Origin of the sequence: Mesorhizobium sp. M4B.F.Ca.ET.203.01.1.1 (assembly GCF_004791025.1) — a bacterium.
Classification (GTDB): domain Bacteria; phylum Pseudomonadota; class Alphaproteobacteria; order Rhizobiales; family Rhizobiaceae; genus Mesorhizobium; species Mesorhizobium abyssinicae.
In genome coordinates, this window is sequence record NZ_SRUO01000004.1 from 20231 (window position 1) to 32719 (window position 12489).

13 protein-coding genes are annotated in these 12489 nt (G+C 64.3%); 9 read left to right on the forward strand and 4 right to left on the reverse strand.

All coding sequences use genetic code 11. The annotated features are described in order from the left end of the window. Positions 1-20 precede the first annotated feature (20 nt). The 6 genes from EN846_RS09815 to EN846_RS09840 all read left to right on the forward strand — a co-directional run bounded on the left by EN846_RS09815 (position 21) and on the right by EN846_RS09840 (position 7040). Positions 21-1553 carry a winged helix-turn-helix domain-containing protein gene (locus EN846_RS09815; protein ID WP_127392368.1) on the forward strand — a complete coding sequence of 511 codons (1533 nt, stop codon included), beginning with the start codon at positions 21-23 and terminating at the stop codon, positions 1551-1553. Between the two features lie 72 nt (positions 1554-1625). Next, positions 1626-2231 (forward strand): DUF922 domain-containing protein, encoded by a 606-nt coding sequence (locus tag EN846_RS09820; protein ID WP_127392367.1) that lies wholly within the window; start codon positions 1626-1628, stop codon positions 2229-2231. Positions 2232-2659: 428 nt separating this feature from the next. Then, a complete protein-coding gene (gene ugpC, locus EN846_RS09825; RefSeq protein WP_127285799.1) occupies positions 2660-3742 on the forward strand; it encodes a sn-glycerol-3-phosphate ABC transporter ATP-binding protein UgpC in 1083 nt (360 codons plus the stop codon). Positions 3743-3780: 38 nt separating this feature from the next. After that, on the forward strand, positions 3781-5106 hold the full coding sequence (locus EN846_RS09830) for an ABC transporter substrate-binding protein (protein ID WP_127285798.1): 1326 nt from the start codon (positions 3781-3783) through the stop codon (positions 5104-5106). 100 nt (positions 5107-5206) lie between these two features. Next, positions 5207-6145: a sugar ABC transporter permease gene (locus EN846_RS09835; protein ID WP_128275417.1), complete on the forward strand. Its 939-nt coding sequence runs from the start codon at positions 5207-5209 to the stop codon at positions 6143-6145. A gap of 1 nt (position 6146) precedes the next feature. Then, a complete protein-coding gene (locus tag EN846_RS09840) occupies positions 6147-7040 on the forward strand; it encodes a carbohydrate ABC transporter permease (protein ID WP_127285796.1) in 894 nt (297 codons plus the stop codon). Between the two features lie 70 nt (positions 7041-7110). Here the strand turns inward: EN846_RS09840 and EN846_RS09845 are convergent, their stop codons facing one another. Then, positions 7111-7815: an SDR family oxidoreductase gene (locus EN846_RS09845; RefSeq protein WP_127394110.1), complete on the reverse strand. Its 705-nt coding sequence runs from the start codon at positions 7813-7815 to the stop codon at positions 7111-7113. A 122-nt stretch (positions 7816-7937) separates the two neighbouring features. On the opposite strand from EN846_RS09845, the gene EN846_RS09850 reads away from it, so the two are divergent. Beyond that, on the forward strand, positions 7938-8831 hold the full coding sequence (locus tag EN846_RS09850; protein WP_128346505.1) for a LysR substrate-binding domain-containing protein: 894 nt from the start codon (positions 7938-7940) through the stop codon (positions 8829-8831). A gap of 11 nt (positions 8832-8842) precedes the next feature. On the opposite strand, the gene EN846_RS09855 is transcribed toward EN846_RS09850, so the two are convergent. After that, positions 8843-9262, reverse strand: coding sequence for a VOC family protein (locus EN846_RS09855; RefSeq protein ID WP_127311003.1), 420 nt, complete (start codon positions 9260-9262; stop codon positions 8843-8845). Positions 9263-9554: 292 nt separating this feature from the next. On the opposite strand from EN846_RS09855, the gene EN846_RS09860 reads away from it, so the two are divergent. Together EN846_RS09860 and EN846_RS09865 are read left to right on the forward strand one after the other, a co-directional pair. After that, on the forward strand, positions 9555-10763 hold the full coding sequence (locus tag EN846_RS09860; protein WP_127286122.1) for an MFS transporter: 1209 nt from the start codon (positions 9555-9557) through the stop codon (positions 10761-10763). 154 nt (positions 10764-10917) lie between these two features. Continuing rightward, entirely contained in the window at positions 10918-11553 is a 636-nt protein-coding gene (locus EN846_RS09865) for an ankyrin repeat domain-containing protein (RefSeq protein WP_127311002.1), read from the forward strand. A 71-nt stretch (positions 11554-11624) separates the two neighbouring features. On the opposite strand, the gene EN846_RS09870 is transcribed toward EN846_RS09865, so the two are convergent. Together EN846_RS09870 and EN846_RS09875 are read right to left on the reverse strand one after the other, a co-directional pair. Beyond that, positions 11625-11921 (reverse strand): DUF1330 domain-containing protein, encoded by a 297-nt coding sequence (locus EN846_RS09870; RefSeq protein WP_127286120.1) that lies wholly within the window; start codon positions 11919-11921, stop codon positions 11625-11627. Positions 11922-11936: 15 nt separating this feature from the next. Continuing rightward, the gene (locus EN846_RS09875) at positions 11937-12473 is read right to left on the reverse strand and encodes a GNAT family N-acetyltransferase (protein ID WP_127286119.1); all 537 of its coding nucleotides are present in this window, start codon (positions 12471-12473) and stop codon (positions 11937-11939) included. Positions 12474-12489 lie beyond the last annotated feature (16 nt).

Genomic DNA, 12489 nt, shown 5'->3' on the forward strand with positions numbered 1-12489 from the left:
CGCGGCGATGGGGCAAGGGCTTGTCGCAACAGTTCGGCAATGCGGTTATCGATCTTGAACTGGGCACGCTCAGGCGTGACGGCGAGATCGTGCCGGTGCGGCCGAAGACCTTCGACCTTCTTGCGTTCCTGATACGCAATTCCGGCCGGGTGCTGGGCAAGGACGAATTGTTGCAGGCTGTCTGGCCAGGCATCATCGCCACCGAGGATTCGCTCACCCAGTGCATTCGCGACGCGCGCAAATCGATCGGCGACGAAGCGCAGGCGCTGATCCGTACCGTTCCCCGGCGCGGCTATCTGTTCCAGGTCGCGGAAACCCGGGCCAACGATCAGCCTGGGCAGATGGCGCCCCAAGCCGGACGCGCGGCCGAACCGATGGTCGCCATCCTGCCGTTCAGCGTCGAGGCCGGCGACACCACCGGCAGGGTGTTGTTCGACGGCGCGGTCGAGGAAATCACCAACGCGCTGTCGTGCTTCAAGACCGTCGCGGTGCTGGCTCGCCATTCGGCCTTCGTGCTGGCTGAGCATTGGACGGAGGATATCAACGCGACCGCCTTGCGGCTTGGCGCCGACTACATCGCGGAAGGCAGCGTGGAATCCGCCGGGGATGGCTACAGCGCTCGCGTCGTGCTCACCGAGACGATATCCGGACGTCGCGTCTGGATACAGAATTTCACATTCGCCAAAGGCGAGATCTTCGCCTTCCAGAAAACGGTCGCACAACGGATCGCGATGGCGCTGGTCGCCAATATTGAAAGCGCCGTCATGCGCCGCAGCCAGCCCGCATCCGCGTCAAATGTCGAGGCCTATCTCCACCTGCTGCGCGGCATGGCCCTGCTGCGCAGCTATGGCGAAGGCGTGAACGAGGAGGCGCGCAGGCATCTCCTCATGGCGCTCGAACGGGACCCGAATTCGGGCCTTGCGCATGCCTACCTGGCGCTCGCCGATTTGATCATAGGAGGCTATTCCGGCGCGCCGCGCGCCGTGCTCGACCAGGCGCGCGACCGGGCGCTGCATGCTATCGCGCTCAGCCCCGACGAGGGGCGATGCCACAGGATCCTGGCGCTTACCCTGCTCTACCGGGGTTGCGACGAGTACGACGCCGCCGAAAAGCATCTTGCCCGTGCGCTGGACCTCAACCCCTACGATGCCGACACGCTCGCACAGACCGGCTACTTCAAGGCGCTGCGCGGCGATGGCGAAGCCGGGCTGGCTCTGCTCGACCAGGCCATTCAGCTCAACCCGATGCATCCGAGCTGGTATTATTTCGACCGCGGCGTAGCCTTGTTCGTTGCTGGACGCTACCGCGAGGCCGCAACCTCCTTTTCCTCCCTGCCGCGCAAAAGTGTCTGGCAATGGGCGCGGCTGGCGGCTTGCCACGCGCTCGACGGCGACACCGAGAAAGCCAGGGCTTGCGTCAGGGAAGGCCGCGCGCTGGATTCGGGCCTGACCATGGCGGAAATCCTTGCAGACCTGCGCTTGGAGTGCGCCGAGGATTGTGAACGGTTGCGGATCGGTCTCGAACGGGCCGGCTGGGACAACACGCCGGCATAGCCAGTCCGCCACGCAACGGGCATGATGGAAGGCGATCGCCCGCCGACTCGGGCTCCAAGTCCGCGGGGGCGCATGAAACCAGCCATCCTTTTGCTTTTGCTCGCGGCCATGCTGCCCTCCGCACCGGCGCGGGCCGGCGACTGGAAGCCGGTGGAAAAGGTCGAGACCTACGCCATCTCCGGCCAGACCGCGCCCGAGCTCTATGCTTCGGTCGGTGAAAACGGCCCGCTCATTGGCGAGAGCAAGAAGCGCGTCATCGCGCATACCAATTTCAAGCTGACCTGGCAGCGCGACTACGACGACAAGGCCGGGGGCGGCGCCTGCGTGCTAAAATCGGCGCGGCCAAAGCTCATCATCACCTACACGCTGCCGAAGCCGACCGGTCCGCTGCCGGCGGGCTTGCAGAAGCGCTGGGACGGCTTCGCCGCAGGCCTCGCCGCGCATGAGAAGGTGCATGGCGGTCAGATCATCGACATGGTGCAAAAGATCGAAGCGCTCAGCGTCGGACTGACCGTCGCCCACGACCCCGGCTGCAAGAAGATCAGGACCGAGCTCACCCAGCGCCTGGCCGAACTCTCGCAGACGCAGCGCCAGGCCAGCCGCGACTTCGACCGCGTCGAATTCGGGTCGGGCGGCAATCTGCAGAGGCTGGTGCTGGCGTTTGTGAATGGGGAATGAGCCCAGCTCGGGCAAGGACATCCGAACATTTGCGATGACGATCTCCACCCTGGCGAGAAAATTGGTAGATTCGTGATTCGAGGAATGCGGCGCCATTCAAGCATTGGCTTATATAACCCCGGCGAGCTTACCAGTAGATCGATACACGCTGGAATAGCACAGCTATGCGTGGACCTCCGTCTAAGGCCTATCTACGTTCATTTACCCTGAGCGCTTAGGCAGATCTGCTTCCCACCGCCGCTTTACACGCAGGGTTGGTAGCGCTACCGTTTGCCCAGTCGCGTGACCAAGGGGGGAGCCTTGGTAGCTGTCGCCGGCTGGTGTGGTGGATTGAGGTTCCCGCCGTTTTGACGGGATCCGCTTCAGCACCATGTCAGAAAGAACATGGAGTCTTGCGGACGTCGCAGGACCCAGCCGGGAGGATTTCGATGGCGTCTGTCGCGATTGCCGATGTCTACAAGTCATTCGGAAGCGTCGAGATCCTTCACGGCGTCAGCGTGGACATAGAGGACGGTGAATTCGTCACCCTGGTGGGGCCATCCGGCTGCGGAAAATCCACCCTTCTCAGGATGATCGCCGGCCTGGAAAAGATCTCGCGCGGCGAGATCGCGATCGGCGAGCGTGTCGTCAACAACGTCGCGCCAAAGGAGCGCGACGTCGCCATGGTGTTCCAGAACTACGCGCTCTACCCACATATGACGGTTGCCGAGAACATGGCGTTCTCGCTGATGCTAAAAGGTGTCTCCAAGGCAGAAAGCGAAGCCGGCGTCCGGCGCGCGGCCGAGATCCTTGGGCTGGTGCCCTTGCTGTCGCGCTATCCGCGCCAGCTTTCAGGCGGCCAGCGCCAGCGCGTCGCCATGGGCCGGGCGATCGTGCGCAATCCGGCCGTCTTCCTGTTCGACGAACCGCTCTCAAACCTCGACGCCAAGCTCCGGGTGCAGATGCGTGCCGAGATCAAGGAGCTGCACCAGCGGCTAAAGACCACGACGGTCTATGTCACACACGACCAGATCGAGGCGATGACCATGGCCGACAAGATCGTCGTCATGCATGACGGCCTCGTCGAGCAGATCGGGCCACCGCTGGAACTCTACGACCGGCCAAACAATCTCTTCGTCGCCTCCTTCATCGGCTCGCCCGCCATGAACCTGCTCAAGGGCGGGATTGCGACCGATGGCTCGCCATCCTTTCGCGGCGCAGGCGAGATTTCCGTGCCTTTGGCGGCGACGCCGTCGATCAGCAATGGCGAACCGGTGGTGCTGGGAATACGGCCCGAGCACCTGAGGCTGTCCGAGGCGGGGATTCCGGTCACTGTCGCGGTGGTCGAGCCGACCGGCTCGGAGGTGCAGCTCATCGGCCGGACAGAAGGCGGCGAGGAGATCGTCGCGAACTTCCGGGAGCGCCATTCCTTTACGCCAGGTGAAACCATCCGGCTCTCGGCCGAGCCCGGCCTCATCCATCTCTTTCACGGCGAAACCGGAAAGCGGTTCGAGATGGGCACCAGGCCGTAAGAACGACTGAGCGAGGAAACTGACAGGAGGAGACCACCATGAAATTCACCAGACGTGACGTGATCCGCACGACCGCCGGCGTGGCGGCGGGAGCCTTGGGAAGCCGGTTCGTCGGCTCTCCCGCCCTGGCCCAGGAAGGCCTGAAATACAAGCCGGAGGACGGCGCGAAGCTCAGGCTGCTGCGCTGGTCGCCCTTCGTGCAGGGCGATGAGGACCAGTGGCTGGCCAACACCAAGCGGTTCACCGAGGCGACGGGCGTCGAGGTTCGCGTCGACAAGGAAAGCTGGGAAGACATCCGTCCCAAGGCGGCGGTCGCCGCCAATGTCGGTTCCGGTCCCGACCTGATGTTCGTCTGGTTCGACGACCCGCATCAATACCCCGACAAGCTGCACGACGTGACCGAGCTGGGTGAGTATCTGGGCTCGAAATATGGCGGCTGGTATGACGGACCGAAGCAGTACGCGACCCGGGAAGGCAAATTCCTCGGTCTGCCGCTCGCCACCATCGGCAATGCCATCGTCTACCGCGAAAGCTGGGTGAAGGAGGCCGGATTCGCGGAATTTCCCAAGGACACGGCGGGCTTCCTCGAGCTTTGCAAGGCCCTACAGGCGAAGGGACATCCGGCCGGCTTCACGCACGGCCACGGCGTCGGCGACGGCAACAACTACGCGCACTGGCTGCTCTGGAGCCATGGTGGCCAGATGGTCGACGAGAGCGGCAAGGTCGCGATCAACAGCCCGGAGACGCTGAAGGCGATCGACTACGCGCAGCAGCTCTACAAGACCTTCATTCCGGGGACCGAGAGCTGGCTCGACGTCAACAACAATCGTGCCTTCCTGGCCGGCGAAGTGAGCGTCATCGCCAACGGCATTTCCGCCTACAACACTGCCAAGATCAACAAGGACAAGGATCCCAAACTGGACGAAATCGCCAAGGACATCCGCACGACCAACCTGCCGATCGGCCCGGTCGGAAAGTCGGTCGAGCTGTTCCAGGTGACCACGGCCGTCATCTTCGACTACACGCCCTACCCCAACGCAGCCAAAGCCTATCTGCAGTTCATGTTCGAGGATCCGCAGATGTCGGACTGGATCACCTCCTCCGCGGGCTACTGCTGCCAGACGCTGAAAGCCTTCGACAACAATCCCGTGTGGAAGGCCGATCCGAACAACGCCGCCTACGCGAAGGCCTCGGCGACGCTGCGTCCCAACGGCTATGCCGGGCCGCTCGGCTACGCCTCGGCCGCGACCATGGCAGACTACGTGCTGGTCGACATGTTCGCCAAGGCGGTGACCGGCCAGGCCACGCCGCAGGAGGCGATGGAAGAGGCGGAGAAGCGCGCCAACCGCTACTACCGGGTTTGATCATCGCCCGGCCGGGCAGCTGCGCTGCCCGGTGAGGGTGCGCAACCGCGCGGCGGCCGCCCTGGCCGCCACGCAATCATATCTGATGAGGAGCCACCGCATGGCCGTGCCGTCCGTTGCCGTTGAGCAGCGTTCTTCGATCCTGTCGCGCCTGAGCGAAAGCCGCAACGCGCTTGGCTTCGGCTTCATGTTGCCGGCGGCGGTGCTGCTGTTGGTGTTTCTGACCTATCCGCTCGGGCTGGGCGTCTGGCTCGGCTTCACCGATGCCCGTATCGGCCGCCCCGGCATCTTCATCGGCATCGAGAACTATCAATACCTTTGGAGCGACAGCGTCTTCTGGCTCTCCGTCTTCAACACCCTGCTCTACACGATCAGCGCTTCGATCCTGAAGTTCATGCTCGGCCTCTGGCTGGCGCTCATCCTAAACGAGAACCTTCCCTTCAAATCGTTCTTCCGCGCCGTGGTGCTGCTGCCCTGGGTGGTGCCGACGGTGCTGTCGGCGATCGCCTTCTGGTGGATCTACGATTCGCAGTTCTCGATCCTGTCCTGGGCGCTGCAGCAGATGGGCCTGATCGACCATCGCATCAACTTCCTCGGCGACCCGACAAACGCGCGCGCCTCGGTCATCGCCGCCAATGTCTGGCGCGGCATTCCTTTCGTCGCCATCACCCTGCTTGCCGGCCTGCAGACGATCCCCCAATCGCTTTACGAGGCCGCCACGCTCGACGGCGCCAGCCGCTGGCAATTGTTCCGCCATGTGACACTGCCGCTGCTGACGCCGATCATTGCCATCACCATGACCTTTTCAGTACTGTTCACCTTCACCGATTTCCAGCTGATCTATGTGTTGACCCGCGGCGGACCGGTCAACGCCACCCACCTGATGGCGACGCTGTCCTTCCAGCGCGGCATTTCAGGTGGCCAGCTTGGCGAGGGCGCCGCTATCGCGGTTGCCATGATCCCCTTCCTGCTGGCGGCGATCCTGTTCAGCTATTTCGGCCTGCAACGCCGCAAGTGGCAGCAAGGCGGCGGAGACTGAAATGGCCGCGATCAAGAGACCGAAACGTCCGGAAACCGATGAAGGCGGCATGGGCTACCTGCAAAGCCTGCCGCGCCGCGTGGTGACGGTCTATCTGCCATTGCTGGTGTTCATCATCGTGCTGCTGTTTCCGTTCTACTGGATGACGATCACGGCGGTTAAGCCCAATGTCGAGATGACCGATTACGCCAACTTCAATCCGTTCTGGGTCGTGCATCCAACGTTGCAGCACATCCGCTATCTTCTCTTCGAGACGTCCTATCCCGGTTGGCTGCTCAACACGGTCATCATCTCCACCGCCGCCACGTTCCTGTCGCTGCTGGCGGCGGTGCTGGCAGCCTATGCGATCGAACGGCTGAGGTTTTCGGGAGCGCGGCAGGTCGGTCTCGCCGTCTTCCTCGCCTATTTGGTGCCGCCCTCGATCCTGTTCATTCCGCTGTCGGTGATGGTGTTCAACCTCGGGCTCTACGACACGCCGTTCGCGCTGATCCTCACCTACCCGACGTTCCTGATCCCGTTCTGCACCTGGCTGCTGATGGGCTATTTCCGCTCCATCCCCTTCGAGTTGGAGGAATGCGCGCTCATAGACGGAGCGACCCGGCTGCAGATCCTCACCAAGATCGTGCTGCCGCTGTCGGTGCCGGGCCTGATTTCCGCCGGCATATTCGCATTCACCCTGTCATGGAACGAGTTCATCTACGCCCTGACGTTCATCCAATCGTCGGAGAACAAGACCGTGCCGGTCGGCGTGCTGACCGAGCTTGTGCGCTCTGACGTCTACGAATGGGGGGCGCTGATGGCGGGCGCGCTGATCGGCTCGCTGCCGGTCGTGGTGCTCTACTCGTTCTTTGTCGAGCACTACGTTTCCTCGATGACCGGGGCGGTGAAGGAATGACGCCGACCGCGAGCGGCTTGCCGCCAAATGCACGGCGGCAAGCCGGCCGCATGGCCGCGGCCGACAGGCGTCAGATCGCCCGTATGATGCCGCCGTCGACGCGGATGTTCTGGCCGGTGATGTAGCCGGCGCCATCGGAGGCGAGGAAGGCGATGGTGGCTGCGATCTCGTCGCTGGTGCCGTAGCGCTGCATCGGCACGCTGTCGCGCCGCTCCTCGGTGGCGGGCAGGCTGTCGATCCAGCCCGGCAGCACGTTGTTCATGCGCACATTGTCGGCGGCATAGGTGTTGGCAAAGATCTTGGTGTAGGCGGCAAGGCCGGCCCTGAACACCGCCGAGGTCGGGAACATAGGGCTCGGCTCGACCACCCATGCCGTCGAGATGTTGATGATGGCCCCGGCCTTCTGCCTGACCATGTGGGGCGTCACGATGCGCACCGGCCGGATGACGTTCATCAGGTAGACGTCGAGGCCGGTGTGCCACTGCTCGTCGGTGATCTCGAGGATCGGCGCGCGCGGCCCGTGGCCGCCGCTGTTGACCAAAACGTCGATGCGGCCGAAGCGCTCGAGCGTCAGGTCGGCGAGACGCTGCAGATCCTCATTCGACTGGTTGGATCCGGTGACGCCGAGACCGCCGAGCTCGCTGGCCAGCGCCTCACCCTTGCCGGACGACGACAGGATCGCAACCTTGAAGCCGTCGGCGGCCAGGCGCTTTGCCGCCGCCGCGCCCATGCCGCTGCCGCCGGCAACGACGACTGCCACTTTTTCTACACTCATCGCATCTTCCTTTCCGGATTGGTTTTCGGCCCGTACCACCATTGATCACAACGTGTTATATTCGACTTTCGCTGCTGGTTCGAACCAGAAAGCCTTAAATCGGACTGTAGAAAAACTACTCGATGCCCGAAGCCTTCCTGCGCTTGCCACCGCTCAATGCGCTGCGCGCCTTCGAGGCGTCGGCGCGGCATCTCAACTTCCGCCTCGCCGCGCATGAGCTCAACGTGACGCAGGGCGCGGTGGCGCAGCACATCCGAGGGCTGGAGGCCAGCCTCGGCGCGAAACTGTTCGAGCGGCTGCCGCGCGGCCTGGCGCTCACCGACGAGGGCCGCACCTATGTGCCCAACATCCGCCGCGCCTTCGAGCTGATCTCGGAGGCGACGGTGCTGCTACGGCCGGAACCGGCGCGCCTGACGATCAGCGTGACGCCGAGCTTCGCCACCAAATGGCTGATCCCGAAGCTGCCGGAGTTCGTCGCGCACAATCCGCTGGTAGACCTGCGCATCCTCGCCACCGAAAGCCTGTCGAGCTTCCAGGCCGACGGCGTCGACATCGCGGTGCGGCAGGGCCGTCCTCCCTTCGGCCCAGGCCTCGTCGTCGACCTCCTGTTCCCGCAGCAAATCATCGCCGTCTGCAGCCCTGCCCTTTTGCCGCCCGGCGCCGGCGAAATCGCCGCGGCGGACATCCAGCAGCATGTCCTGCTGCATGACGGGCACAATCTGTGGCCGGAATTCATGGAAAAGGCGCTCGGCCTGAAGATGGCGAAGGAGGTCAAGCGCATGCGCTTCAACCAGACGGCGCTGGCGATCGACGCGGCGATCGCCGGCCAGGGCATCGCGCTTGCCAGCCGCTTCCTGGTCGCCGCCGACCTTGCCGCCGGACGGCTGGCGCAGCCGGTCCAGGGAGACATGCGCGGCACCCAGGATTTCCACGTCGTCATGCCGCGCAGGCAGCGGCATCCCGAACCGACGCAAGCCGTCCGGCAATGGCTGCTGGATGCGAGCGACGCGGGCTGAAGCTCCGTGCCCTAAAAGCTGATCTCCACCGCCGCCGCACTCCGCTTCGCCTCGCCATGGAACACCGCCTCGATGTTGTTGCCGTCGGGGTCGAGCAGGAAGGCAGCGTAGTAGCCGGGGTGGTAAGGGCGCTCGCCGGGCGCGCCGTTGTCCTCGCCGCCGGCCGCAAGTCCCGCCTTGTACCAGGCGACGACCATGGCGCGGTCCTTGGCCTGGAAGGCGAGATGATGGCGGCCGGTGAGCACGCCCTGGGCGGCGCGGCTGTCAACGCTGGAGACGAATAGTTCATCGGCCCAGAAGTAATCCTCGGCCTCGCCGCCGACCGGGATGCCCAGCACGTCGAACGCCGCGCCGTAGAAGCGCCGGCTGGCCTTCAGGTCGCGCACCACAAGCTGGATGTGGTCGATGAGCCGGCCGCGATAGAGTTCCATGGAGAGCCTCCTGTTTTGACTGGTCAATCATCTAGAAGGGACCAACCTCCGGTCAATGTCGGGTATTGCATGCTACTGACACTAGAGAAGACGATGGGGCGGAGGAGGTGTGAAGCAACGCAGCTTTTCAGGCGGCAGCAAAAATCACCCGTGCCAAAAATCTGATTAAAAAATGCAACCGGATTGTCGGATTGCTGCCAGTGCCAACGTCCTTCGGACGCAAGCGGCGTGACGAAGCTCGAAAAAGGCGCGCCGTGTCGACAAACTCTAGCTTCCGGCATGGGAGAAGAACATGAAGCTTTCCTATCGTTGGGTCATCGTCGCGGCTGGCGCGCTGATGACTTGCGTCGCCATCGGCGCGATGTTTTCGCTGGCGATCTTTCTCGAGCCGATGTCGCTCGACACCGGCTGGTCGCGCGCCGGCATATCGAGCGCAATGACGCTGAATTTTCTGGTGATGGGTCTCGGCGGCTTCGCCTGGGGCGCCATCTACGATCGCGTCGGCGCCCGCCCCGTCGTCTTCGCCGGTGCGCTGCTTCTGGGGCTGGCGCTGGTGCTGGCCAGCCGCACCGGCTCGCTCACCGTCTTCCAGCTCACCTATGGCGTCCTCGTCGGGCTCGCGGCCAGTGCCTTCTTCGCGCCGATGATCGCGCTCACCACCGCCTGGTTCGACACCAACCGCAGCCTCGCCGTGTCGCTGGTATCGGCCGGCATGGGCGTGGCGCCGATGACCATCTCGCCCTTCGCGCGCTGGCTGATCACCGCCTATGACTGGCGTGCGGCCATGTTCGACATCGGTGTCATGGCTTGGGTGCTGCTGCTGCCCGTCGCCTTTCTGGTGCGACAGCCGCCGGCGGCGGTCGCGGCAACCGATGGCGCGCCGGCACCCGCCACCGACGATCCCGGCATGAGCGTCGGCCAGGCGCTGCGTTCGCCGCAATTCCTGGTGCTCGGCATGACCTTCTTCGCCTGCTGCGCGGCGCATTCCGGCCCCATCTTCCACATGGTGAGCTATGCCATGGCCTGCGGCGTGGCGCCGATGGCCGCCGTCTCGATCTACAGCGTCGAGGGCCTCGCCGGCCTCGGCGGGCGCCTGCTCTACGGCGTGCTCGGCGACCGGCTCGGCGTCAAGCCGGTGCTGATCACCGGGCTCCTCATCCAGGCCGCGGTGATCTCGGCCTATCTCGCGGTCAGCCGGCTCGAACAGTTCTATGTGCTGGCCGTCATCTTCGGCGCCACCTATGGCGGCGTCATGCCTCTCTACGCGGTGCTGGCGCGCGAATATTTCGGGCCGCGCATCATCGGCACCGTGTTCGGCGCCGCCACCATGCTGTCCAGCCTCGGCATGGCGTTCGGGCCTCTGGCCGGCGGCATGATCTATGACGCCTATGCCAGCTATTCCTGGCTGTTCATCGGCTCGGCGCTGGTCGGGCTGGGCGCCGCAGGCATCGCGATTGCCTTCCCGCCGCAACCGAGCCGGCAGCGGCTGCAAATGGCGTAAGCATCAAAAGACAGTCGGCGGTTCCATTCTTCACGGAACCGCCGACCGGTGGCGCGAAATCCATTTGCCGGACGCCTGCGAGTGTGAAAGGCTCCGCAAGAGACGCCGCATCCGATGAATGTCGGCACGATCCCATGGTCCGGGAGACATTGCAGTGACCGCAAGCTTGGAAGCCGAAGACGCCAGGAGTTGGTCCACCCTGCTGGTCGCGGCGGAAAAAGGCGACGCGGAGGCCGTGCGCGCGGAGCTTTCCGCCGGTGCGGACATCAACCAGAGCGACGAAGGCGGCTGGTCGGCGCTGCACCTTGCCGCCCACAATGCCCGCCTCGCAGTGCTCGAAGCCTTGATCGCGCAGCCGGAAATCGACGTCAATTCCCGGAACAAGTGGAAGAGCACGCCGCTCAGCCTGGCCGCAGCCAAGGGTCACTACGACTGCATCCTGGCGCTGGCGGGACATCCTCGGATCGATATCAATGCCCGCGCCGACTACTATGGCAGGACGGCGCTGATCGAGGCGGCAAGGAACGGGCATCTCGATGTCGTCAAGCTGCTCGTGGGGCATGGCGCGGACGTCAATCTGGCCGACAAGACGGGGCGAAACAGCGCGCTCATCGAGGCCATCAAGGGACGCCACTACGAGGTCGCCGAGTATCTGCTGGAATCCAGGAAAGTGAACTTCCTCAACAAGGACATGCGGCTCAACGCATTGATCTGGGCCGGCAGCACCCGCAACGCCCAACTCATCGAGACATTGGACGCCGCGATCCACACCTTCTTCGAGGGCAAGTGAGCGCAGGACCGACCGCGATCCACATGTCCTGACGCAGGACGAACCCGCCGTGCACTGTTCGGTGGCAGGCGTCAGGCCGGCGGCACGCCCTCGGTCGCGATGATGCGCGTGTTGGCGCAGCGGAAGCGGATCTGCTTCAGCCGCTCGTACTCAGGCGAGTCGTACCAGGCGGTCAGCGCCGCCATGTCGGGGAATTCGATGATGACCAGACGGTGCGGCTCCCAGTCGCCCTCCAGCACCCGGGTCAAGCCGCCGCGCGCCAGATACCGCCCGCCATGACGCGCTTCCGTCGCCGGAACCTCGCGCCGGTATTCATCGAACATGGCGGCGTCGGTGACGTCGACATCGGCAATGAGATAGGCAGCCATTCCAGTCCCTCCTTCTCAAATCGTCTTCCACATCATCAGGATCGGCACCGGCGCGCCGCCGCGATCGTCGTGGATCGTCTCGCCCGGCTGGTAGCCGCAGGCCCGGTAGAGCGGCTCCCCGGCCATCGTCGCGCCGAGCTCGACACGGCGAAAGCCCTCTGCCCTCGCCGCATTTTCGCAGAGCGAAAGGATGAGGCGGCCGACGCCGCGCCGCACGAAATCGGGATGCGTGTACATCGCCCTGACTCGCGCCGCGTCGGTGGCGGGATCGAGCAATGCCGCGCTGCGCCCCGGCGTCCTGTCGCCGCCATAAAGCGTGGCGCGCCGGCTCCAGCCGCCGCAGCCCGCCAGCGCTCCTCCGCATGTGACGACAAAATAGGTTCCGTCGTCGATAAGCTGCGTGTCCAGGCCCATGATGGCGCGGCTGGATTCGATCTGGGCATCATTCAGGAAGGGTTTTTGCAGCTCGCCGATCGCCAGCGCCATCAGCGCCGAAATCGCCGCGATGTCGTCGCGCGTGGCTGTCCGGTACTGTAACTCCTGGCCAGACATTTGCGGGAATGCCAAA